This window comes from Geodermatophilus siccatus (assembly GCF_900103785.1).
GTDB lineage: Bacteria > Actinomycetota > Actinomycetes > Mycobacteriales > Geodermatophilaceae > Geodermatophilus > Geodermatophilus siccatus.
In genome coordinates this window covers 150717-173541 of the sequence record NZ_FNHE01000009.1, presented here as the reverse complement: position 1 = coordinate 173541, position 22825 = coordinate 150717, and the positions used below count along the sequence as shown (strand labels likewise).

Below are 22825 nucleotides of genomic sequence, written 5' to 3'. Positions count from 1 at the left end.
GGGTTACTGTGGGCAGCGCCATGTGCGGGAGCTCGGGCGGACCGGGCTGAGAGGGCGACTCGACGCGTCGCCGACCGCTGGAACCTGACCGGGTAATGCCGGCGTAGGGAGCGACCATGAGCACGTCGGACGACGTCCGCACCAGCGCGCCCACCGCGGACGCGCCCCTCACCCTCGACCAGGCCCCCGCCACCACGCTGGGCCTGCGCGACTCCTTCGGCCTGTGGGCCAACCTCGGCGTCAGCCTGCTGCTGCCGGTCGCCGCGGTGTTCGTCGTCCTCCCGGGCCGGCCGCTGTCGACGACGCTCGGCGCGATCGTCGTCGGCGCCGCGATCGGCGCGGTCCTCCTCGGGCTGGCCGCCGCGGCCGGCGCGCGGGAGCGGGTGCCGACGATGGTGCTGCTGCGCGGGCTGCTCGGCCGCCGCGCCTCCGCGCTGCCCACCGCGCTCAACCTCGTGCAGTGCGTCGGCTGGGCGACCTTCGAGATCGTGATCATCGCCGAGGCCGCGTCGCGGGTGCTCGACGCGCCGCGCTGGCCGTTCGTGCTGGTCGCCGGCGGACTGGCCACCGCGATGGCGCTGCGCCCGCTCGGCGTGGCCCGGGTGCTGGCCCGCTACGCCGTCTGGGCGGCGCTGGCCGCGGTCGTCTACCTCTTCGTCGAGGTGCTCGCCGAGCCGCTGCCGCCGCTGGCGAACGGCGCGGCGACGTCCTTCTGGACGGCGGCGGACATCGTCATCGCCCTGCCGATCTCCTGGTTCCCGCTGGTCGCCGACTACACGCGGCACGCGCGCAGCGGCCGGGCGGCGTTCACCGGGGCCTCGCTCGGCTACGGCCTGGCCACCGTCGCGATGTTCACCCTCGGCGTCCTGGCGCTGGCCGCCTACGGCAGCTCCGGGCTCGACGTCATCGACGCGCTGCTCGCCGTCCCACTCGGCGCCGTGGCGGTGCTCGTGCTGGTCGCCGTCGAGCTCGACGAGGCCTTCGCCAACGTCTACTCCACCGCGATCTCGACCCAGAACCTCGTCGCCCGCGCCGACCGCCGGCTGCTCGCGCTGGCCGTCGGCACCGTCGCGACGCTGCTGGCGCTGACCTTCGACATCGCCGCCTACGAGCCGTTCCTCTTCCTCATCGGCGCGGTGTTCGTCCCACTGGTCGGCGTCTTCGCCGTCGCCTACTCCACCACCCCCCGCGGCGCCTGGGACACCTCCGACACCGCCCCCGCCCGGCCGCTGCTCCTGCTGCCGTGGCTCGCCGGCTTCCTCGCCTACCAGCTCACGCTGCCCACCTACTTCGCGGGCCCCGGCGCCGGCTGGACGGCGTGGTGGACCGCCCGCCAGGCCGACCTCGGCATCGACCCGGCCAACGGCTGGTCGGCGTCGCTGGTGGGCCTGGGTGTCGCGGTGCTGCTCACCGCGCTGATCTGCCTGCCGGGGTGGCTGCACCGGCGGAGACTGCCGGCATGAGCGACGTCGTGGTCGCCGGCGGGGGGCTCATCGGGCTGGCCACGGCCTGGCAGGCGGCCAGGCGTGGGCTCTCGGTCACCGTCGTCGACGACTCCCCCGGTACCGGCGCGTCGGCCGCCGCGGCCGGGATGCTCGCCCCGGTCACCGAGGCCGGCTACCGCGAGGAGGCGCTGCTGCGGCTGGGCCTGGCCTCGGTCGAGCGCTGGCCCGCCTTCGCCGCGGAGGTCGAGCGGGCCAGCGGCACCCCGGTCGGACTGCGCACGGCGGGCACGCTCGTCGTCGGCTTCGACGAGGACGACGTCCGCGAGCTCGCCGCGCTGCACGCCTTCCAACGGGAGCTGGGCCTGGACGCCGAGCGGCTCACCCCGCGGGAGGCCCGCCGCCGCGAGCCCTCGCTCACCCCCCGGGTGCGCGGCGGGCTGCTCGTCGCCGGCGACCACTCCGTCGACGGCCGGGCCCTGCACGCCGCGCTGCTGGTCGCCGCGCTGGACGCCGGCGTGCGCCTGGTGCGCGACCGGGTCACCGAGCTGCGCGTCGTCGGCGGCCGGGCGGCGGGCCTGGAGACGGCGGACGGCGGCACGGTGGCGGCCGGCACCGTCGTCCTGGCGCTCGGCGCGCACAGCGGCCGCCTGCCCGGGGTCCCGGCGCTGCCGGTGCGCCCGGTGAAGGGCCAGATCCTGCGGCTGGCCGGCGCGAGCGACCTGCTCGAGGGCACGGTGCGCGCGCTGGTCCGCGGCCGGCCCGTCTACCTGGTGCCCTACGCGGGCGACCGGCTCATCGTCGGCGCGACGACCGAGGACCGCGGGTTCGACCCGACCGTCACCGCGGGCGGGGTCCACGACCTGCTGCACGACGCGATCGACGTCGTCCCCGGGATCAGCGAGCTGGAGCTGGTCGAGACGCTGGCCCGGTGGCGCCCGGGCACGCCGGACAACGCCCCGCTCCTGGGTCCCGGCCCGCTGCCGGGCCTGGTGCTGGCCACCGGGCACCACCGCAACGGCGTGCTGCTCACCCCGGTCACCGCCGAGGTGACCGCCGAGCTGCTGGCCACGGGCAGGCTGCCCGAGCTCGCCGCTCCCTTCACCGCCGACCGCTTCGGGAGGTAACCGTCATGCAGGTCACCGTCAACGGCGAGGACACCCAGCTGGCCGCGGACGCCACCGTCGCCGACCTGGTCGCCGCACGCAGCGGCGCGCACGACCGGGTCGCGGTGGCGCTGAACGGGGACGTCGTCCCCCGCAGCAGCTGGCCGGCGACGCACCTCTCCCCCGGCGACACCCTCGAGGTCCTCGCCCCGACCGCAGGAGGCTGAATGACCACGTCCGACCTGGCTCCCGCCCTCGCCCGCGAGGAGGCCACCGACGCGTTCGTGATCGCCGGCGAGACCTTCACCTCCCGGTTGCTGCTCGGCACCGGCGGCGTGCCGGACCTCGAGACCCTCGAGGCGGCGGTGCGGGCCTCGGGCACCCAGCTGGTCACGGTGGCGCTGCGCCGGGTGGAGGCGTCGTCGAGTGCCTCGATGCTCGAGGTGCTCGACCGCTGCGGCGTGCGGCTGCTGCCCAACACCGCCGGCTGCCGCACCGCCCGCGAGGCCGTGCTCACCGCGCGACTGGCCCGCGAGGCGTTCGGCACGTCCTGGGTGAAGCTCGAGGTGATCGGCGACGAGCACACCCTGCTGCCCGACGCCGTCGAACTGCTCGACGCCGCCGAGCAGCTGGTCGCCGACGACTTCACCGTGCTCGCCTACACCACCGACGACCCCGTCCTCGGTCGCCGGCTGGCCGACTCCGGGTGCGCCGCGGTCATGCCGCTGGGCTCGCCGATCGGCAGCGGGCTGGGCATCCGCAACCCGCACAACATCGCGCTGCTGCGGGAGGGCGTCGACGTCCCGGTGGTGCTGGACGCCGGCATCGGCACCGCCTCGGACGCCGCGCTGGCGATGGAGCTCGGCTGCGACGCGGTGCTGCTGGCCTCCGCGGTGACCCGCGCGCGCGACCCCGAGCGGATGGCGCTGGCCATGCGGCAGGCGGTCGAGGGTGGCCGGCTGGCGAAGCTCGCCGGCCGGATCCCGCGCCGCTGGCACGCCGAGGCCTCCACCTCCTTCGAGGGCCTGCCGGAGCTGTGACGCTGCCCCGGCTGCTCGTCGTCACCGACCGGACGCAGGCCGCCGGGCCGCTGGCCGACGTGGTGGCCGAGGCCGTCGCCGCCGGGGCCCGGGCGGTCCTGCTGCGCGACCGCGACCTGCCGGACGCCGAGCGCGCGGCCCTCGCCGCCGGCCTCCGCACCGTGCTCGACCGGGTGGGCGGGCTGCTGGTCACGGCCGGGCCGGTCGCCGGCCCCGGCCACCCCGCCGTCCACCTCGCTGCGGCCGAGCCGTTCCCCGACCCGCGCCCGGCGCTGGTCGGTCGCTCCTGCCACTCCGCCGCCGAGCTGGCGCAGGCGCGCACCGAGGGCTGCGACTGGGCCTTCCTCTCCCCCGTGTTCCCCACCCCGTCCAAGCCCGGCTACGGCCCGGCCCTCGGCGCCGACGGGTTCGCCCGCCTGCGGCCGCAGGGCCCGCCGGCCTACGCGCTCGGCGGCGTGCTGCCCGAGCACGTGCCCGAGCTGCTGGCCGCCGGCGCCGCCGGGGTGGCCGTGATGGGGCCGGTGATGCGCGACCCGTCCGTCGTCCGGGACTACCTGGCGGCCCTCCGCTGACCCCGGGGCACGATCGCCGGGTGCCCTACGTCCTGCTGGCCTGTGCCATCGCCAGCGAGGTCGCCGCGACCTCGCTGCTGCCCCGCACGAACGGCTTCACCGTGCCCGTGCCCACCCTCGTCGTGCTCGCCGGGTACGCGCTGTCGTTCGTGCTGCTCGCCCAGGTGGTGGAGACCATGCCGGTCGGCGTCGCGTACGCGGTCTGGTCCGGCGCGGGCACCGCCGCGGTGGCCGCGATCGGCGCCACGTTCCTGGGCCAGTCCCTGTCCCCCTGGCAGTTCCTCGGGCTGGTGCTGGTCGTGGCCGGCGTCGTGCTGCTGAACCTGGGGGGCAGCACGCACTGAGCCCTCGGAGGGGACGAGCGAGGCGGTCCAGGCCGGGCAGCACGGGGTCGACGGCGACGGCGACGACGAGCAGCGCGCGGGTGTCCAGGCCGTCCTCGCTCAGCAGTCCTGGCTGGTCGCCGCGACACCCCTGCGCCGGCCGGGGTGTGACAGCTGCCTCACGATGTTTGAGACCGCCTGCGCTGACCCATACGCAGGTGTTCGACTCGCTCGCGAGCCGACGGTCGGCCGCGCCCAACGGGCGAGGCCAGGGGGCGCCTCCGGGCGGGACGAGCACGTGAGGGGACCACGGCGTGACAGGCGAGACGGCCCGGCAGCTGTGGCCGTCCGCACGACCGCCCGCGGCCCCCGAGCACTTCGCCTGGGACCTCGAGAGCGTCGCCGAGCTGCCCGTCGTCCGCGCCGAGGTGCGGGCCCACCTCGACGGCCCGCACCAGGCCGACCTGCGTGACCGGCTGGTCCTGGCCCTCGACGAGATGGCCTCCAACGCACTGCGGCACGGCGGCGGCCGGGTCCGCGCCACGGTGCGCCCACTGGCGAACGCCTGGCTGATCGAGGTCCGCGACGGCGCGCCGGGCACCCCGCCCGCCCCCGCCGTGAACCGCGACCCCAGCGAGGGCGGGCTCGGGCTCTACCTCATCGCCGAGCTGGCCACCGACCACGGCTGGTACGTCACCGCCGGCGCCAAGCACGTCTGGGCCGTGCTGCGGTGACATCGCGGTCCCACCGGACCGCACCGCGGCCAGGAGCCGTCCCCGACCCGACCTGAGCCGCTGCCCGCGTCCCGGCCCGGACCCCGCCGTCCCGGATCGCGCCCGGGTGCGCCGACCGGTAGGACAGGAGGCGGGACGCCGGCCCCGTGCGTCCGTCCCGTTCCCGGACGACGCAGACGAGGACCGCACGTGAGCGCCCCGACCCTCGACACCGACCCGTGGCTGGTCCGCGAGCCGCACGTAGATCCCGAGACGCTCGGCGTCGCCGAGTCGCTCTTCGGTCTCGCGAACGGCTACGTCGGGGTCCGGGGGACGCTCGACGAGGTCGAGCCCTTCGGCATGCGCGGCACCTACCTCTCCGGGGTCTACGAGACGCACCCGCTGTCCTATCCCGAGGGCGGCTACGGGCAGCCCGGGGAGGGGCAGGCGATGCTCACCGTCGCCGACGGCACGCCGCTGCGCCTGCTGGTCGACGGGGTCCCGCTCGACATGCGCGAGTTCCGGCTGGACGTCCACGAACGCACGCTGGACCTGCGCGCCGGCACGCTCGACCGCCGCGTGCGCTGGACGACGCCGACGGGCACGTCGGTGGAGGTGTCCTCGCGGCGGCTGGTCTCCCTGGTCGAGCGGTCGGTCTGCGCGGTGCGGTACGAGGTCCGCGTCCTGGACGGGCCCGCGCACGTCGTCGTCCGGTCCGAGCTGGCCGCCGGCGAGGTCACACCCGCGGGCGTGGACAACGACGACCCGCGCGTCGCGGAGTGCCTGGACGAGGCCTTCGAGCCGCGCGCCCAGATCGGCAACGCGAGCGGTGGCGCCCTCGTGGAACGGACCCGCCGGTCGGGCATCACGGTCGCGGCCGCGGTCGGTCACGAGGTCGACGGCGGCCGGGTGACCACGCGCGTCGACGAGCAGCACGTCGTCACGACGGTCGCCGCCGACCTGCGCCCCGGCGAGGGCGTCACGGTCGTCAAGGTCGTCGGGTACAGCTGGTCGCACGACGCCGGGTCCGACTCCGTCCTCGCCGAGGCGTCGGCGGCCGTGAGCTCCGCCTTCGACCTCGGGTGGGAGGGTCTGCTCGCCGGCCAGCGGGCCGCGCTCGACGAGCTGTGGGCGACGGCGGACGTCGAGGTCGACGGCGACCCCGAGCTGCAGCAGGCGCTGCGCTACACCGTCTTCCAGCTGTTCTCCTCCGCCGCCTGCATCTCGGGTGCTCCCGTCGGCGCCAAGGGACTGACCGGGATCGGGTACAGCGGCCACACCTTCTGGGACGTCGAGGGGTTCGTCGTGCCCGCCCTCACGCTGCTCCGCCCGGACGCGGCGGCACGGCTGCTGCGGTGGCGCGCCGCCACGCTCGACCTCGCGCGGGAGCGGGCCCGGACCCTGGGTCTGGCGGGCGCGTGCTTCGCGTGGCGCACGATCAGCGGCCGCGAGGTCTCCGCGTACTGGCCGGCGAGCACGGCCGCGATGCACGTCAACGCCGACATCGCCCGCGCCTTCTGGCTCCACCAGAACGTCACCGGCAGGGACCTCGACTCCCTCGGGGGTCTCGCGGTGCTCGTCGAGACGGCGCGGTCGTGGGTCTCGGCGGGCCACGAGGACGCGGCCGGCGCCTGGCACCTGTTCGGCATGACCGGGCCGGACGAGTACACGGGGGTCGTCGACGACAACGTCTTCACCAACCTCATGGCCCGGCGCAACCTCCGGTGGGCCGCCGATGCGTGCGAGAGGCTGCCGGAGCGCGCGTCGGAGCTGGGCGTGGACGACGCCGAGACCGCCGCCTGGCGGTCCGCGGCGGATGCCGTGCACGTCCCGTGGGACGAGCGCCTGCGCGTGCACCCGACGAACGACAACTTCACGACCTACCGGGAGTGGCCCTTCGAGGACGAGCGCGACCACTACCCGGTGCAGGAGCACCACCACTACGCCGACTTCTACCGGCGGCAGGTGCTCAAGCAGGCCGACCTGGTCCAGGCGCTGTGGTGGTGCCGCGACGAGTTCACGGCCGAGGAGGTGGCGCGCGACGTCGACTACTACGAGGCGCGCACCGTCCGGGACTCCTCGCTCTCGGCCGCCGTCCAGGCCGTCGTGTGCGCCCAGGCCCAGCACCCCGACCTCGCCCTGCGCTACCTGCGGGAGGCGGCCCTCGTGGACCTGCGCGACGTCCGGGGCGACACCTCGAACGGCCTGCACCTGGCCGCCGTGGGCGGGGCGTGGCTGGCGTTCGTCGCCGGTCTCGGCGGCCTGCGGGAGGACCACGAGGACCTCGAGCTCGCGCCGCTGCTGCCGTCGTCGCTCTCGCGCACCGCCTACTCCCTCACCTGGCGCGGCCGGCTGCTGCGCGTGGAGACGACGCGGAGGGGCACCACGGTCACGCTGGTGCGCGGCGAGGAGCCGGTGACCGTCGTCGTGGACGGCGCCCGGCTGTCGGTCACGGCCGCCGCCCCCGTCTCCGTGCCGCTCCGTGCCCCCACCCCGTTGCTCGACGAGCCGAGGCAGCCGGTCGGCCGCGAACCACGCACGTGAGGGTCCGCCTCGACCGCGGGCGCTCCTCCGGCCCGGACCGCTGTCGTCAGCCGCCGGCGGGTAGGCAGTCCAGCCCCTGCTGCAGCGCCCGCAGGTTGGCCCGCATGGTGCTCGAGTAGTCCTCGCCCGCCGCCGGGGCGCGCTCCACCGGGTCGAGCACCCCGGTGCGCAGGCCGAGGTCCTCGGCGAGGGCGCGGGCCAGGCCGGGACCGGTGGACACCTCGAAGAACACCGTCCGCACGTCGCGGCCCTCCACCACCTCGACGACGTCGCGCAACCGGGCAGGTGAGGGCTCGACCGCGGGATCGAGGCCGGCGATCCCCACCTGCACCAGGCCGTAGCGCTCCGCGAGGTAGCCGAAGGCCTCGTGCGAGGTCACCAGGGTGCGTCCCCGACAGCCGGCCAACCCCTCCTGGTACGCCGAGTCCAACTCGGCGAGCTCGGTCCCCAGGGCCGCTGCCGCCGCGGCGTAGTCCCCGGCGTGCTCGGGGTCGACCGCCGCGAACTCGTCGGAGACGGCGCGGGCGACCGCCGCCAGACGCGTGGGATCGAGCCAGAAGTGCGGGTCCGGCGCCTCCGCGCGCGCGGCGCCGGCCGGTCGGCCGGGCGCCACGCCGAGGTCGACGACGTCGGCGGCGTCGACCACGCGTGCGGGGCCGTGCTGCTCCAGCGCTGCGTCGGTGGACGGCTGCAGGCCGGAGAGGTGCACGACGACGTCGACCTCCCCGAGCCGGCCGACCTGTCGGGGGGTGAGCTCGACCTGGTGGCTGTCGCCGCCGGGCGGTACCAGTCCCTCGACCGTGACGTGCCCCTGCCCGACCCGCTCGGCGACGTACTCCAGCGGGTAGCCGGAGGCGACGACCTCCACTCCGGCGGTGTCCGCACCGGGGTCCCCGGAGCACGCGACGGTCGCGAGCACAGCGCAGCAGGCGGTGGTCCAGCAGCGCAGGACCGGAGCGGGACGGGCGGTCACGGGACCTCCTCCTGGAGAGGCGGGCGCGGGGCTCACTCGTCGCCGGTCACGCCGGCGAGCTCGTCGGGCAGGACGCCGACGTCGGCGGACCGCCACACCTCGCCGGTCACCACGTCGACCGCGTGGACCTCACGGGTCGCCGGCTCGGTGACGTAGGCGGTGCCGTCGAGCACGTGCAGCGCCGGGCGCGGCTGCTGCCACTCCAGCGGCTCCTCCCACGGCGCGACCACCGGGACCGAGCGCTCGAGGGCGCCGGTCTCGGGGTCGATGACGTGGAGCGCGCCGTCCGTGCCGAGCACCAGCGCCTCGCCGTCCTCGCCGCGACCGAGGGAGCGGAACGAGTAGGACGCGGGCAGGTCGACCAGCCGCAGCTGCGCCGTCCGGGTGTCGACCAGCGCGACCCGGGTCGGGCGCTCGAGCTCGGCGTCGGGGTCGGTCTTGTAGTCGCCGAGCACCACCGGGGAGGCCTCGCTGCCGGCCTGGTTGCCGATGCGGCCGTAGGCGTCGGGGCTCTGCACCTCCCGGATCTGCCCGTCGGCGTGGACGAGCGCCCCGTCCTCGCAGCCGATGACCACGGCGTCGTCGGCGGCGACCGCCTCGCCGTGCACGCCCGGGCAGCCGTCGGACGACGCGATCTCCTCCCCGGCGGCGTCGAGCACGCGGATGCCGGTGCGCTCGTCCTCGGTGCCCTCGGACACGACCAGGGTGCCGTCGGCCAGCGCCACCGCCACGCCGTGGTGCGGCGAGGGCGTGGTCAGCCGCCGGGCGCCGTCCGGACCGTCGGCGACCGCGTCGCTGTCGAGGACGACGACCTCGCCGGTGCCGTCGTCGAACAGGGCGGTGCGCCCGTCGTGTGCGACGACGTGCCCGGGTTCCTCAGCCGGGTGGAGCACGTCGGTGAGCCGAGGGGAGGACGTGTAGTGGTGGCCGTGGTCGCCGTGCGGCTCGGTCCACGTACCGGCGTCCAGGACGCGGAAGCCGCCCTGCGTGCTCACCAGCAGGTGGCGGCCGTCTCCGGCGCCGTTGAGCCGGTTGAAGCCGTCGAGCGGCAGGTCGGCGACGGTCTCGAGCGTGGTCGCGTCGAGGACCCGCACTCCCCCGTCGTGCGTGAGCGCCAGCCGCGGGGTGCTCGCGGCCACCTCCTGCACGTCGGAGGGGGGTGCCGGCTCGGCAGCCGGGGTCCCGGCGGTCGCGGCGGAGGGGCCGCCCGTCCCGGACGCACAGGCGGTGAGCAGCAGTGGCAGGGCCAGGCCGGCGGCGAGGGGACGGTGGGACACGGGGGTGCGCGGCATCGTCGGTACGGGCGGGTCCGGCCCGCCCACTCCTTCCGGGAGGGAGAGGGGGTCGCCGAGACGCTAGCAATAACGAGAATCATTCGCATTAAGCGGGCTGTGCACAGCTCGGTGCACGCGGGGTGCGGGCGGTCGGCCGCGCGTGCACGGGCCGGCGATCGGAACCTGTGGAGTGCGCTCCCGGCCTGCGCCGATCTCATCTGGGTGGAGCGGTGTGCGCCTGCGGCGCGTCGGGCGGCCGGGATGCGCCGCTCGCGCACACCACGGACGACAGCCCGAGCCGGACCGACCGGCTCAGCCCTGCGGGTGCAGCCGGATGGCGACCAGCGCGATGTCGTCCTGCAGCCGCTCCGGGCGCAGCCGCTCGATGACCGCGTCGCAGAGCTGCTCCAGCGGCTGGTCGCCGAGCTCGGCCAGCGCGGCGCTCAGCCGGCCGATGCCCTCGTCCAGCGGCAGGTCGCGGCCCTCCACCAGCCCGTCGGTGTAGAGCAGCAGGGTCGACCCCCGGCGCACGGTCAGCACGCTCTCCGACCGCGACGTGGCCGGGTCGACGCCCAGCATCAGGTCCGGCCGCTCGGCCGCGAGCGCCTCCACCCGGCCGTCGGTGTGCAGCACCAGCGGTGGCGGGTGCCCGGCGTTCGACCAGCGCAGCGTGGTCAGCCCGGCGTCCCGCTGCTCGGGGCTCTGCTCGACCCGCGCCACCGCCGCGGTCGCCATCGTGCGCATGCCCAGCCCCTGCATGGCGGCGTCGAGGTCGCTGAGCACCTGCGCCGGGCCGACGCCGTCGCGGTAGGCGGTGCCGCGCAGCAGCCCGCGCAGCTGCCCCATCGCCGCGGCGGCCTCGGTGTCGTGGCCGACGACGTCGCCGATCACCAGCATCGTCGTCCCGGAGGGCTGGACGAACGCGTCGTACCAGTCGCCGCCGACCTGGGCGACCTCCACCGCCGGCCGGTAGCGGACGACGATCTCCGCGGCGTCCGGCGCCGGCGGGGCGCTGAGCAGGCTGCGCTGCAAGCCCTCGGCCAGGCGGCGCTGCTGCTCGTAGAGGCGGGCGTTGTCCAGCGCCAGCGCGACGCGCGCCGCCACCTCCTGGGCCGTGGCGACGTCGTCGTCGTCCGCGGCCGGCCGCCCGGCGGAGCGGTAGGTGCTCAGCGCGCCAAGGGTGCGGCCACGGGCGACGAGCGGCAGCGTCACCGCCGTCCGCGGGTCGAGGGCCCAGAAGACGTCGCTGACCTCGCCGGGGGGCAGGGTGCGCCCGACGGCCGCGCCGACGTCGGCGACGGTCAGCGTCCGGCCCGAGGCCAGCGCCCGCATGATCGGTGCGTCCGGCGGCAGCGCCGCCAGGCGCAGCCCGGCGTAGCGCGCGACGGTCGCCCGCTGCGCCGGGTCGACGTGCCAGCTGCCGACGTCGCGCATCCGGCCGTCGGCGCCGGCGAGGCTGACGATCACCCAGTCCCCCAGCACGGGGACGACGGCCTCGGCCAGCCGCTGCAGCGCGGCGTCCTCCCCCGCACCGGAGCCCAGCGTCTCGCCGGTGACCGCACCGGCCTCGGCGATGAGGGCGAGCCGGGCGGCGCTGGCGCGGGCCCGCTCCTCGGCGGCCCGGCGCTCGGTGACGTCGAGGAAGTAGACCGACAGCCCGTCGGGGCCCGGCCACGCCCGGACCTCGTACCAGGCGTCCAGCGGCGCCGGGTAGTAGGCCTCGAAGACCCGCTCGCGCCCGGTGGCCGCCGCACCGCGGTAGTGCGCCTCGAAGTCGCTGCCCATGGCGGCGGGGAACAGCGCCCAGATGTCGCCGCCCAGCAGGTCGCCGCGCGAGCGCTGCAGCACCCGCTCGGCCTCGCCGTTGACGTAGGTGAACCGCCAGTCCCGGTCGAGGGCGAAGAACGCGGCGTTCATCGACTCGAGCACCCGCGCCACCCGGGCGTCCGCCTGGCGGTGCTCGGTCGTGTCGTACCCCGCCCCCAGCAGGCGCACGGACTTCCCGGCCTCGTCGGCCAGCGCCCGGCCCCGGCCCTGCACCCAGCGCGTCTCGCCGGTGGGCAGGACGACCCGGAACTCCGCGTCGTACTCCCCCTGGGTGTCGATGGCGTGCCGCAGCGCCTGGAGGGTGCGGGTCGCGTCGTCGGGGTGGAGACGCTCGACGAAGGCCTCGATGGTCCCCGGCCAGCTGGCCCGGTCGTAGCCGAAGATCTCCAGCAGCCGGTCGTCCCACTCCAGCCGACCGGTCACCAGGTCCCAGTCGAAGCTGCCGATCCCGGCCGCGTCGATGGCCAGGTCGAAGCGCAGGCGGGTGACCGCGGCCTCCGGGTCGGGATCCCCGGTCTCCGCCGGCGTCCGATCCAGGTTCACGGTCGACTCACTCGCATCCTCGGGGGCAGGCACGGACGTCAGGACTGTCGTCCACTAGCCCCGTGGGAGCACCCGGGACGCGCGGTGCTCTCTTTGTCTCACGCCCGGAGCCACCGCGGCCACCCCTTGTGCCGGAAGTGACAACTGCGCCCTGCGCGGACCAGGGGCCACGGGTGGCGGTGGGGAGGCACGGACGCCGACGGCGGGCGCCCCGGGCCGGGAGGGCGCCCGCCGTCGGCGGGGGGAGCGGCGGTGTCCGGCGCGACGAGCGCGTCCTGCGGCGCACCGGCTCCCGGCTGCGGGTCGTCTCCTGCGGTCGACTCCCGGGCCGGCTGCGGCCGGGCACGCCGCCCGCCACGGCGCCGGGCCAGGTCGGTGCCGGTCAGAGACCCGGGGGACGGGTACCGGCGCGGACCTGTCGTCCCGTCGGACGGACCGCGTCGCCGGCCAGCCGTGCCGCGCTGCGGTCGCCGCCTCCCTGGAGGGTCCGCGCGCTGCGCTCGGGGGCGCAGTCGGCGGGGGGTCGAGGCGGGTACCGGTGGAGCAGCGACGTCTGGGGCGACGGGGAGCACCGTCGGAGGGGACAGCCAGGAGCGGTTGCGGGGTCGGTCGGGAGGAGCGGAGACCACCGGGCTGCGGCCGCCGGAGGGGGCGACGGCCGGTGCCGGGAGGCGGAGCGGGGGACGGCGTCCGTCCTGAGAGCGGCCCCGTCTCGGGTCCCGCCCCGAGCGTGCGAGGGGTGGGGAGGACGGGGTCTTTTCTCAGCCGGGTGGCTGCCCGCGGGCCGGAGGGGGTCGCGGATCGCCCCGGCTCCGGGCCGGGGCGGAGGCCCGGGCGGCTGCCGGCGGGCGGCCTCCCTGCGCGGTCCTCGGTGCGGGGGCAGGCCGCGGTGCCGGCAGCTGCCGGGCGAGCGGGGCGACCACCGGGACGCGGGGGCGGGCGGCCGGCCGGGGGACCCGGGCCGGGGACAGCCCCGCGGCGGGGGACAGCGCCGCGGCGGGGGACAGCGCCGCGGCGGGGGAAGGCGCCGCGGGCTGGACCGTGGGGGTGTTCGGCAGCTCGGTGAGCACGACCGGGTCGTCGGGGCGGGGGGCCGGCGCGGCCGGGCGTCCCCAGGCGAGGTGCGCGCCGTCGGGGCCGGCGCCCCAGAGCGCGAGCCGGCGGACCAGGCCGCGCACCCGCGCCCGCAGGCCCCGGCGGGGCGCGGGAGCCGGGGCCGGCGCGGTCCAGACCGGTGCGGGGGCCGGCGCCAGGGGCAGCGGCCGGGGGCGCGCCGCGGGCACCGGGACGGGGCGGACGGCGGCCGGCCGGCGCGCTGCACCGGTGCGGTGCACGGGCCGCGACCCGCGCCGCACGTGGCCCGCCTGCAGGGTCCCGCTGCGAGCCTGCGAGTAGCGGGGGGCAGGCGGGTCCTCCCGCAGGTCGTCAGCCGAGCGCGACGGACGCGGAGCCACTGCCCGGTCGTTCGCCATGACGTTCTCCTCAGGTCGGTGCCGCGATCGCTGCGGACAGGGAGAACGGTAGGGACGACGCCCCCGCGCGACGGCCTCCTGCGACACCTCCCGGAGGGCGCGTGACCGAACCGTTGCGACGGCGTCCCGCGGCGGACGGTGACCCGCTCTCCCGGGCGACCGCTTGTCGACAAGATCACCGATCCTGAGCGTGGAACGCGCTGGTCAGGGCACCGGTCACCTCCGGACGCGTCCCGACGCGCCCGGCGTGTCGAGGTACCGGACCCCCCGGTCCGCTGAGTTGCCGGGCCGTGCGGCCCTGCTGAGACTCGACCGGTGACAGACCGGGCCGCACCACCCGCCGACCGGACGGACACCCGGCTGCGCCGCGCCGTCACCGGGCCGCTGCTGTTCCTGTTCGTCCTCGGTGACGTCCTCGGCGCCGGCGTCTACGCGCTGGCCGGTCAGGTGGCCGCGGAGGTGGGCGGGGCGATCTGGGTGCCGCTGCTCGTCGCGCTGCTGCTGGCCCTGCTCACCGCGGCGTCCTACGCGGAGCTGGCCACCAAGTACCCGCGCGCCGGCGGGTCGGCCGTGTACGCCGAGCGAGCCTTCCGGCAGCCGCTCGTCGCGTTCCTCGTGGGCTTCTCCATGCTCGCCGCCGGCGTGACCAGCGCGGCCGGGCTGGCGCTGGCCTTCGCCGGCGACTACCTCGGCGTCTTCCTCGACGTGCCCGCGACGCCGGCCGCACTGGTGTTCCTGCTGCTGGTGGCGCTGCTCAACGCCCGCGGCATCCGCGAGTCGCTGAGCGCCAACCTGGTGATGACGCTCGTCGAGGTGTCCGGGCTGGTGCTCGTCGTCGTCCTCGGTGCGGTGGTGCTGGGCCGGGGGGACGGCGACCTGGGGCGCACCGTGGAGTTCCCGCCCGGGGTCGCCCCGACCTCGGCGGTGCTCGCCGCCGCGCTGCTGGCCTACTACTCCTTCGTCGGCTTCGAGACCTCGGCCAACCTCGCCGAGGAGGTGCGCGACGTGCGCCGGGTCTACCCACGGGCGCTGTTCGGTGCGCTGCTCACCGCCGGAGTGGTCTACGTGCTGGTCGGCCTGGCGGCCTCGGTGGTGCTGCCCCCGGAGGAACTCGCCGCGTCCTCCGGCCCGCTGCTGGAGGTGGTGCGCGCCGCGGACGCCGGGGTCCCCGACTGGCTGTTCAGCGCGGTGGCCCTCGTCGCGGTGGCCAACGGCGCGCTGCTCACCATGATCATGGCCAGCCGGATGACGTACGGGATGGCCGAGCAACGGCTGCTGCCCGGCGTCCTCGGCCGGGTGCTGCCGAACCGCCGGACGCCGTGGGTGGCGATCGCCGTCACCACCCTGGTCGCGATGGCGCTGACCCTCGTCGGCGACCTGTCCACGCTGGCCAACACCGTGGTGCTCCTGCTGCTGTTCGTCTTCCTCAGCACGAACACCGCGGTGCTGGTGCTGCGCCGCGACTCCGTGGCGACCGAGCACTTCCGCGCCCCGACGGTGCTGCCGGTGCTCGGCATCGCCTCCTGCCTGCTGCTCCTGTGGCAGCAGGAGGCGCAGGTCTGGGGTCTGGCCGCGCTGCTGCTGCTGGCCGGCGTCGTGCTGTACCTGGTCACCCGGCTGGCGGGACGTCGGCCGAGCGCCGCCGGGGGCGCTCCGCGCGGCTGACAGGATCGGGCCCGTGGCGACCCCCCTCGTGATCGACACCGACCCCGGCATCGACGACGCCCTGGCCATCCTGCTGGCGCTGGCCAGCCCGGAGGTCGACCTGCGGCTGGTCACCACGGTGCACGGCAACGTCGAGCTGGCGCAGACCACCGACAACGCGCTGCGGGTGCTGCACCTGGCCGGGCGCTCCGACGTCCCGGTGGCCGCCGGGGCCCGCGACTCGCTGGTCTACCGGCAGCCCGAGCGGGCCGGCCACGTGCACGGCGAGACCGGCCTGGGCGGCGTCCGGCTGGAGCCCTCGCCGGCCGCTCCGGACCCGCGCCCGGCGGTGGTCGCGATGGCCGAGGTGCTGCTGGCCGCGGAGACGCCGGTGACGGTGGCCGCGATCGGCCCGTGGACGAACGTCGCGCTGCTGCTGGCCACCTACCCCGAGGCCGCCGAGCGGATCGGCCGGCTGGTGCTGATGGGCGGCTCGGCCGCGCGCGGCGGCAACGTCACCGCGGCCGCGGAGTTCAACGTGTGGGCCGACCCGGAGGCCGCCCAGCGGGTGCTCGGCTCCGGCGTCCCCACCGTGCTGGTCGGCCTGGACGTCACGCTGCCGACCGTGCTCGACGCCGACGGCATCGCCCGGTTCGCCGCGGCCGGGCCGGTCGGGGCGACCGCCGCGGCGATCCTGCAGCAGTACGTCGACCACGCCCGCACCAGCTACGGCACGACCGGCGTCGTGCTGCACGACGCGCTGGCGCTGACCGAGGCGATCGCGCCCGGCACGCTGGGCACCGTGCGGCGGGACGTCGTCGTCGACACCACCCTGGGCGCCGGCCGCGGGCAGACGCTGGTCGACCGGCGCAGCGTCTCGTCGTCCCCCACCGCGGTCGAGGTGGCGGAGACCGTGGACAGCGCCGCGGCGGTGGAGTTCCTCGTCAGCCGGCTGGAGGGGCTGAACCCGCGGAACTGAGGCAGACCGGCCGCCCTCCAGGGCCCCGCCGGCCCCGTCCCGAGGCTCGCCGCGAGGCCCCGTCCCGAGCCTGCGAGGGGTGGGGAGGAGGGTTCTCCGCAGGGGTCCTCCCACGAGGCGTGGGGGGCGGTCCTCCTACTGGCGCCGCTGGGTGGACTCGACGATGCCGCGGGCGATGTCGCGCAGCTTGCGGTTGTAGCGCTGCGATGCGTCCCGCATGACCTCGAACGCCTGCTCGGCGTCGACCCCCTGCTGGGCCATCAGCACGCCCTTGGCCTGCTCAATCACCGCACGCGACTCCATCGCCAGCCGCATGTTGTGGGCGTGCGCGCCCAGCCGGTCGTGCGCGTCGGCGTTGGCCACCAGGACCGCGACGGCCTCGGCCACCGCGGTCGCCGCCTCCTCCGAGTCCTGCGAGGCGAAGGCCGCCGGCTGGGTGGAGTAGATGTTCAGCGCGCCGATCGAGCTGCCCTGGTAGGGCAGCGGCATCGACAGCGAGCTCCGGACGCCGACCTCGAGCACCCGGGCGGTGTACTCGCGCCAGCGCTGCTCGGTGCGCATGTCGTCGACCCGCAGCACCACGCCGGCCCGGCCGGCGTCCATGCAGGGCCCGTAGCCGCGCTCGTACTGCAGCTCGTCGGCGGCCAGCGCCATCTCACCGGTGTGCGCGGCGGTGAAGGCCTTGTCCCCGCGGACCAGGGTGATCGAGGTGGCCTCGGCACCGGGGATGCTGCGGGCGGCGATGTCGGTGACCTCCCCGAGGACGTCGTCGAGACTCCTGTCGGCCAGCGCCACCTGGCTCAGGGCCCGCCACAGCTCCTGCACGCGGCCAGTCTGCCCCACGCACGCCGTAGGGAGCCGGAGACGACCCTCCGGGGGCCGCCGCTGCGGGAAACGGGCCTTTCGGTCAGGATGGGAGAGCGGGTCGGTGGTGGGTCCACCCCGACCTGATCGCCCAGCGACGGCGGAGGAGGTTGCCTTGGGCCAGGAGCCGTGGCCGCACGCACCCGTGCCGTCCCTCGCGGGCGACGTGTGGCACTGGCAGCTCGAGGCGATGCACGTCGTCTCCCGCGTCCGGGCCGACCTGCGGGCACGCGTCGCCCACCCGTCGGTCTGCTCGACGTCCACCGACGACGCCCGCGACGGGCTGCTGCTGGTGTTCGAGGAGCTGGCGTCCAACGCGCTGCGGCACGGCGGCGGCGCGGTGCGCGCGCTCGTCGTCGCGGGCACCGACGGCTGGCTGCTCGACCTCAGCGACGAGGCACCCGACCGCCCGCCGGTCCCCGCCGTCGACCGCGACCCGGCGCTCGGCGGCATGGGGCTGCACCTGGTGGCGCAGCTGTCCACCGACTACGGCTGGGAGAGCCGCCCGGGCCGCAAGCACGTCTGGGCGATGCTGCCCAACGGCCTGGCCCCCCTGGAGACCGGTTCCGTGCCCGAGCCGCGCGCCGGAGAGCACCACCGCGACTGAGCCGTGACATCGCGATCCTCCGGATCGCACCGCGGCCAGGTGCCGTCCCGACGGGCGTTGAGCCCCAGCCCGTGTCCCGGCCGGGGGACCCGGAGCCGACTACTTACGTGCTCTGGTCACGGCGGCGCAGTAGCGGTCGTGGTCCTCGCGGACCTCGGCCATCGGGGCCAGCACCTCCTCCTGCGCGACGACGTCCACCGCCGCGTGGAGCCGCTGCTCGGCCCGCCGCGCGCGCCGACGTGCCCGGAGCCCCACCAGTGGCCGGGCGACCAGCGCCAGCAGCGCCCCGGCCAGCAACCCGCCGACCAGCAGCAGCGTGGGCAGCGGCAGCCCCTCCACCCGGGGCAGCGGGACGACGTCGTCGAGCTGGAAGAAGCCGAGGACCACCAGCGCCAGCAGCCACAGCGCGCCCGCCAGCGCGACCAGGGTGAGCAGCCACTGCAGCCCGCCCACCGCGCGCTGCCACAGCGGGGTGCGCTGCGGACCGAGGTCGGTGCCGGCGACGGCCTGGTCGAGCCGGTCGGCCAGCCGTTCCTCCGACACCTCGACGGTCCGCCGCAGCTCGTCGCGCCACGCCTCGGGCAGGCCCTCCCCCGCGGCCTCCCGCGCCGCGCGCACCGCCCGGGTCACCCCGGCCCGCTGCACCGCGCCCGCGGCCGGCAGCGACGTGCGGGCCACCACCGCCCCGTCGTCGTCCGCGCCCTGTCCCAGGTGCAGCCGCTCGAGCGGGTCCGGGCGCAGCTTCCGCGTCCAGCGCACCAGCGGCCAGCCGGTGGCCGCCGTCCCGCTGCGGCGCACGGACCGCTCGACGGCGGCGGTGACCGCGGGCACCCCGGCCGCCTCGGCCAGCGCATCGGTGAGCTGCTCGCGCTCGGCCCGGCCCACACCGCTCCCGCCGTGGGCCGGGGAGCCGGCAGCACAGTGCGCCGCCAGCGCCGTCGCCACCCCGCGGACGTCGGCGGTGAGCCGGTCGGTCGCCGCCCGCCGGGCCGACACCCGCCGGGCCAGGTCGGCACGCAGCTCGCCGAGACCGGTGCCGGTGCGCCCGGAGACGGCGAGCAGTGGCGTGTCCGCCAGGCCCTCCCGGTCGAGCAGGCCGCGCAGGTCGGTCAGGCAGGCCCGCACGGCCGCGGGGTCGAGCCGGTCGACCTGGTTGAGGACGACGAGCAGCACGCCCGCGTGCCCGGCCAGCGGGACCAGGTAGCGCTCGTGGACGGCGGCGTCGGCGTACTTCTCGGGGTCGAGCACCCACACCAGCACGTCGACCAGCTGCACCAGCCGGTCGACCTCCAGCCGGTGCTCGAGCCGCACGCTGTCGTGGTCGGGCAGGTCCAGCAGCACCAGGCCGTCCAGTGCCGGCTCGGGGGCGTGCCGGTGCCGGCGCGGCACCTGCAGCCAGTCGAGCAGCCGGTCGGTCGGGTGGGTGGGGTCGTCGTTGCCGCCCCACACGGTCGCGTGCGCCACCCCGGTGGTCGGCCGGCGGACGCCGGGGGTGCTCACCTCGCTGCCCGAGAGCGCGTTGAACAGCGTGGACTTGCCGCTGCCGGTGGCACCGGCCAGCGCGACGACGGTGGCGTCGCCGAGCGCCTCGCGGGCACCGGCCTTGGCCAGCAGCGTCCGGGCCTGGGCCAGCTCCGGGACCTCGAGGCGGCCGTCGGCGACCTCGACGGCCTCGCGCAGCGCCGCCAGCCGGTCGGCCAGCGGCGGCGTCCGTCCCCTCATGCCCGGTCCCGGGCCGCGGCCAGCGCGGCCGCGGCGGTCCGCAGCTCGGCGGCGGCGTCGGGGCCCGGCCCGGCCGTGTCGACCAGCGCGTCGAAGCGGCCCTGCTCGTAGCGCAGCAGCGCGTCGACGCGGGCCTGCAGGTCCTCCCGGGCACGGGCGGCCAGGGAGCGGACGGCGGCGTCGCCGAACACCGCCTCCAGCAGCCGCTGGCCCAGCGCCGTCGTCCCGCCGGCCACCGCCACCTCCCCGCCGGTGAGCCCGCCGGTGTGCGCGAAGACGGCGACCATGACCGCGGCACCGGCGCCGTTGACCCCCCAGGAGAGCACCCGGGCCTGGGTGCGCTTGCCCGCGCCCTCCTCACGGACCAGGTCGAGCACGTAGCCCTGCCAGTCGCGGACCTGCGCCGCGGCGGCCTCGGAGAAGTCCGGCGAGACCCGGTCGAGGTCGGTGTCGGCGGCCGACAGCAGCGGTGGCCCGCCGGGCAGCGCCCGCCAGACGGTGACCGTGCGCTCGGCGGCGCGGTCGGCCTCGGCGCGCAGCAGCGTCTCGACGCTGGTCTCCAGGGCTCCCTGCAGTTCGGCGGCGGGTGAGGGGCGGCCGGTGATCGCGGCGGAGACCCGGTCGCGCAGCCGGCCGATCGAGCTCTGCAGCGAGCGCATCCACTCGCCGGTGCCGACGAACTCCTGCCAGCGGGCCAGGACCTCGCCGCGCAGCAGGCTGCCGCTGCGCACGCCCTCGTCGATGCCCTCGTAGGCGGCGGTGTAGGACGCGGCGGCGGCCTCCCGCAGCGCGCGGGCGGCCTGCGCCTGCTGCTCGACCTCAGCAGCGATGCCCGCCACCCGGTCCTCCAGGCTGGCCAGCGCGCCGGTGAGGGTCTGCCGGACGACGGCGGCCCGCTGCTCCTGGTCGGCGGCGAGCGCGTGCAGCCAGCCACGCAGCGGGGCGACCTGGTCCTCCGGGAGGAAGCCGTCGACGAGCGGCCGCTCCTCGACGACGAACAGCCGCACCCCGGCCAGCCCGGCGCGGTCGAGCATCCCGGCGAGGTCGGGGGCGATCTCGTCGGCAGCGCCCGGCGGCACCCGGTCCAGGACGACGGCCAGCGCGGTGCCGCGCTCCTGCGCCGTCCGCAGCACGTCCCACGGGACGGCGTCGGCGTAGCGGGCCGCGGTGGTGACGAAGACCCACAGGTCGGCGGCGGCCAGCAGCTGGGCGGCCAGCTCGCGGTTGGACTCCACGACCGAGTCGACATCGGGGGCGTCGAGCAGCGCCAGGCCGGGCGGGACGTCGTCCCGCGGCACCAGCTGCAGCGTGCCCGGGCTGCCGGCCCCGCCGGTGACCCGGGCGAGGCCGGGCAGCACCCGGTCGCCCTCGAAGGCGGGGACGTCGGTGCGCGCGCAGACCAGCACCGGCGCCCGGGTGGTCGGCCGCAGCACGCCCGGCGTGGTGACCGGGGCGCCGACGAGGCTGTTGACCAGCGTGGACTTGCCGGCCCCGGTCGAGCCGCCGACGACGGTGAGCAGCGGGGCGTCGAGGTCGCGCAGCCGTGGCAGCAGGTAGTCGTCGACCTGCTCGACCACCCCGCGGGCCGCGCGCCGGGCGGCCTCGCTGCCGGGCGTGGCCAGGCCGAGCGGGGCGGCCGCGACGGCGTCCCGCAGGGCGGTGAGGGCCTCGGGCAGGCGGGCGGGGACGGTCACACCCCGGGGACTATCCCGCTGGTGGGGCTTCTAGTCGGAGCCTGCCCTGCGGGACGTCATCCATCGGCGTCGGCCCGCCGGGCGCGCTCGGCGCGCAGTTCCGCGAAGACGCGCCGCCGCAGCCGGTCCCGCGTCTGCTCGGACGGGTCCCTGAGCTCCAGGGAGATGTACCAGCGGGCGCCGCGCACCAGCACGCGCACGACCCGGGCCGGCGCGATCAGCTCGCCGTCCTCCAGGTCGAGGGCGATCTCCGCGGGCAGGCCGGGCTCCGGGGGCAGCCCCCACCCGTCGACCAGGACGCGGCAGCCGGCCTCGCTGAGGTCGGCGGTCTCGCCCACCGTGTCGGTGCCGTCGACGTGCACCCGGATCGGCACCTGCACCCCGGCGCGCACCGCCTGGCGGCGCTGGCTGGGCTCGGCCGGGCCGGTCACCCGCAGCTGCCAGCAGGCGTCGTCCCCGGACGAGACGTCCACGACCTGGGTCGGCAGGGCCAGGCCGACCCCGAGTTCGCGCCAGAAGACCTCGACCCGGTCGCCGGCCTTGATCGCCCACGCCTTCGCGAGCTGGGGGGCGTCCGGGCGGACCACGAGTCTCGAGTCGGCCAGCGTGCCGCCCACCACGGTCTCGACCGACCCGGTCAGCGAGACACCCTTCCTGAGAGGGGTCAACTGGACCTCGGTGCCTACGGTCGGCCGGTCGCCGCCGACGTCGCTCATGGGGACCTCCCGGTTCTGTGCCTGCGGCGTCTCGGTTCAGCCGCCGCTGGTACATCGGCAGATCCCGCCGCACCTTGAGCGTCCGCGCCGGGTGGGTCCCTCAGGAGGAGTGGCGGGCGCGCTCCTCGCGCATCGCCTGGAACACCCGGCGGCGGACCCGGTCCTGCTCCCGCTCGGGCAGGTCGAGGAAGCGCAGCGAGACGGCCCAGCGGCCGGCCCGGGTGTGGTGCCACACGACCTCGGCGCGCGCCGTGACGTCACCGTCCTCGAGGTGCACGGTCAGCGGGACGACGCTGCCCGGCACCGGCGGGCTGCCGGAGGCGTCGAGGACGGCGCGGATGCCGCGCTCGCTGAGGTCGACGACCTCGCCCTGCAGGTCGATCGAGCCGAGCACCACGGTGACCGGCACCGCGAGGCGGGCGCGGACCGCCTCGCGCCGCTGGATGGACTCCGCGGGCCCGAGGACGGTCAGGTGCCAGCGGGGGACGGCGCCGCGCTCGACGACGTCGACCTGCGCGGGCAGCGCCCACACGGCGGTGGCGTCCCGCCAGAAGACCTGCACGTGGTCACCGGCCCGGACGACCTCCTGGTCGGCGAAGTCGCCGACCGAGGGGCGCACCACGACCGTCTCGCCGGTGACCTGCTCGACGCGGGTGCTGACCGGGTAGCGGTGCTCCCGCGGGGTCACCTCGGCCTCGTCGTCCACCTCCGGACGGACGGCGCCAACGGCGTCCATCGGGCTCCCCCCGCTCGGTCCTGACGCTCGCGGC

General features: G+C 76.7%; 20 protein-coding genes and 1 riboswitch. Of the genes, 11 read left to right on the top strand and 9 right to left on the bottom strand.

Annotation, left to right across the window (positions count from 1 at the left end):
- Window positions 1-14 precede the first annotated feature (14 nt).
- Window positions 15-127: riboswitch (TPP riboswitch) on the top strand.
- The 8 genes from BLS21_RS17185 (at window position 117) to BLS21_RS17150 (ending at window position 7740) form a co-directional block, all read left to right on the top strand.
- Window positions 117-1463, top strand: coding sequence for a purine-cytosine permease family protein (locus BLS21_RS17185; protein ID WP_091221200.1), 1347 nt, complete (start codon window positions 117-119; stop codon window positions 1461-1463). Its footprint overlaps the riboswitch before it by 11 nt.
- The gene (gene thiO, locus BLS21_RS17180; RefSeq protein ID WP_091221197.1) at window positions 1460-2569 is read left to right on the top strand and encodes a glycine oxidase ThiO; all 1110 of its coding nucleotides are present in this window, start codon (window positions 1460-1462) and stop codon (window positions 2567-2569) included. The genes BLS21_RS17185 and thiO overlap by 4 nt, the downstream gene beginning before the upstream one ends.
- A gap of 5 nt (window positions 2570-2574) precedes the next feature.
- On the top strand, window positions 2575-2775 hold the full coding sequence (gene thiS, locus BLS21_RS17175; RefSeq protein WP_091221195.1) for a sulfur carrier protein ThiS: 201 nt from the start codon (window positions 2575-2577) through the stop codon (window positions 2773-2775).
- Window positions 2776-3588 carry a thiazole synthase gene (locus BLS21_RS17170; RefSeq protein ID WP_091221193.1) on the top strand — a complete coding sequence of 271 codons (813 nt, stop codon included), beginning with the start codon at window positions 2776-2778 and terminating at the stop codon, window positions 3586-3588.
- Complete coding sequence (locus tag BLS21_RS17165) at window positions 3585-4160, top strand: thiamine phosphate synthase (RefSeq protein WP_091221190.1); 576 nt, start codon at window positions 3585-3587, stop codon at window positions 4158-4160. The genes BLS21_RS17170 and BLS21_RS17165 overlap by 4 nt, the downstream gene beginning before the upstream one ends.
- Before the next feature lie 20 nt (window positions 4161-4180).
- On the top strand, window positions 4181-4504 hold the full coding sequence (locus BLS21_RS17160; protein ID WP_091221188.1) for a DMT family transporter: 324 nt from the start codon (window positions 4181-4183) through the stop codon (window positions 4502-4504).
- A 293-nt stretch (window positions 4505-4797) separates the two neighbouring features.
- Window positions 4798-5217, top strand: a complete 420-nt coding sequence (locus BLS21_RS17155) for an ATP-binding protein (protein WP_091221184.1) — start codon at window positions 4798-4800, stop codon at window positions 5215-5217.
- A 189-nt stretch (window positions 5218-5406) separates the two neighbouring features.
- Window positions 5407-7740: a glycoside hydrolase family 65 protein gene (locus tag BLS21_RS17150; protein ID WP_091221182.1), complete on the top strand. Its 2334-nt coding sequence runs from the start codon at window positions 5407-5409 to the stop codon at window positions 7738-7740.
- 46 nt (window positions 7741-7786) lie between these two features.
- Here BLS21_RS17150 and BLS21_RS17145 read toward each other — a convergent pair whose 3' ends face one another.
- The 4 genes from BLS21_RS17145 to BLS21_RS17130 form a co-directional block, all read right to left on the bottom strand.
- Window positions 7787-8713, bottom strand: a complete 927-nt coding sequence (locus BLS21_RS17145) for a metal ABC transporter substrate-binding protein (protein WP_217636175.1) — start codon at window positions 8711-8713, stop codon at window positions 7787-7789.
- Between the two features lie 32 nt (window positions 8714-8745).
- Entirely contained in the window at window positions 8746-9990 is a 1245-nt protein-coding gene (aztD, locus tag BLS21_RS17140) for a zinc metallochaperone AztD (RefSeq protein ID WP_217636174.1), read from the bottom strand.
- 309 nt (window positions 9991-10299) lie between these two features.
- Entirely contained in the window at window positions 10300-12357 is a 2058-nt protein-coding gene (locus BLS21_RS17135) for a SpoIIE family protein phosphatase (RefSeq protein WP_091221177.1), read from the bottom strand.
- Window positions 12358-13118: 761 nt separating this feature from the next.
- On the bottom strand, window positions 13119-13691 hold the full coding sequence (locus BLS21_RS17130; RefSeq protein ID WP_139177181.1) for a hypothetical protein: 573 nt from the start codon (window positions 13689-13691) through the stop codon (window positions 13119-13121).
- A gap of 453 nt (window positions 13692-14144) precedes the next feature.
- On the opposite strand from BLS21_RS17130, the gene BLS21_RS17125 reads away from it, so the two are divergent.
- Window positions 14145-15494, top strand: coding sequence for an APC family permease (locus BLS21_RS17125; RefSeq protein WP_091221171.1), 1350 nt, complete (start codon window positions 14145-14147; stop codon window positions 15492-15494).
- A gap of 13 nt (window positions 15495-15507) precedes the next feature.
- Window positions 15508-16452: a nucleoside hydrolase gene (locus BLS21_RS17120; RefSeq protein ID WP_091221168.1), complete on the top strand. Its 945-nt coding sequence runs from the start codon at window positions 15508-15510 to the stop codon at window positions 16450-16452.
- A 135-nt stretch (window positions 16453-16587) separates the two neighbouring features.
- Here the strand turns inward: BLS21_RS17120 and BLS21_RS17115 are convergent, their stop codons facing one another.
- Window positions 16588-17277, bottom strand: coding sequence for a GAF and ANTAR domain-containing protein (locus BLS21_RS17115; RefSeq protein ID WP_091221452.1), 690 nt, complete (start codon window positions 17275-17277; stop codon window positions 16588-16590).
- 154 nt (window positions 17278-17431) lie between these two features.
- On the opposite strand from BLS21_RS17115, the gene BLS21_RS17110 reads away from it, so the two are divergent.
- Window positions 17432-17923, top strand: a complete 492-nt coding sequence (locus BLS21_RS17110; protein WP_245700503.1) for an ATP-binding protein — start codon at window positions 17432-17434, stop codon at window positions 17921-17923.
- Between the two features lie 99 nt (window positions 17924-18022).
- Here the strand turns inward: BLS21_RS17110 and BLS21_RS17105 are convergent, their stop codons facing one another.
- From BLS21_RS17105 to BLS21_RS17090, 4 genes are all read right to left on the bottom strand, one after another.
- Complete coding sequence (locus BLS21_RS17105; protein ID WP_091221165.1) at window positions 18023-19645, bottom strand: GTPase; 1623 nt, start codon at window positions 19643-19645, stop codon at window positions 18023-18025.
- Window positions 19642-21339 carry a GTPase family protein gene (locus BLS21_RS17100; RefSeq protein ID WP_091221163.1) on the bottom strand — a complete coding sequence of 566 codons (1698 nt, stop codon included), beginning with the start codon at window positions 21337-21339 and terminating at the stop codon, window positions 19642-19644. The genes BLS21_RS17105 and BLS21_RS17100 overlap by 4 nt, the downstream gene beginning before the upstream one ends.
- 56 nt (window positions 21340-21395) lie before the next feature.
- Window positions 21396-22055: a PilZ domain-containing protein gene (locus BLS21_RS17095; RefSeq protein WP_091221160.1), complete on the bottom strand. Its 660-nt coding sequence runs from the start codon at window positions 22053-22055 to the stop codon at window positions 21396-21398.
- A 100-nt stretch (window positions 22056-22155) separates the two neighbouring features.
- Complete coding sequence (locus tag BLS21_RS17090) at window positions 22156-22791, bottom strand: flagellar brake protein (RefSeq protein ID WP_091221157.1); 636 nt, start codon at window positions 22789-22791, stop codon at window positions 22156-22158.
- Between the last annotated feature and the right edge of the window lie 34 nt (window positions 22792-22825).

Coding starts and splice junctions, on each gene's coding strand:
- thiS (WP_091221195.1), top strand. CDS start 2,575: ATGCAGGTCACCGTCAACGGCGAGGACACCCAGCTGGCCGCGGACGCC.
- BLS21_RS17185 (WP_091221200.1), top strand. CDS start 117: ATGAGCACGTCGGACGACGTCCGCACCAGCGCGCCCACCGCGGACGCG.
- BLS21_RS17095 (WP_091221160.1), bottom strand. CDS start 22,055: ATGAGCGACGTCGGCGGCGACCGGCCGACCGTAGGCACCGAGGTCCAG.
- BLS21_RS17170 (WP_091221193.1), top strand. CDS start 2,776: ATGACCACGTCCGACCTGGCTCCCGCCCTCGCCCGCGAGGAGGCCACC.
- thiO (WP_091221197.1), top strand. CDS start 1,460: ATGAGCGACGTCGTGGTCGCCGGCGGGGGGCTCATCGGGCTGGCCACG.
- BLS21_RS17105 (WP_091221165.1), bottom strand. CDS start 19,645: ATGAGGGGACGGACGCCGCCGCTGGCCGACCGGCTGGCGGCGCTGCGC.
- BLS21_RS17090 (WP_091221157.1), bottom strand. CDS start 22,791: ATGGACGCCGTTGGCGCCGTCCGTCCGGAGGTGGACGACGAGGCCGAG.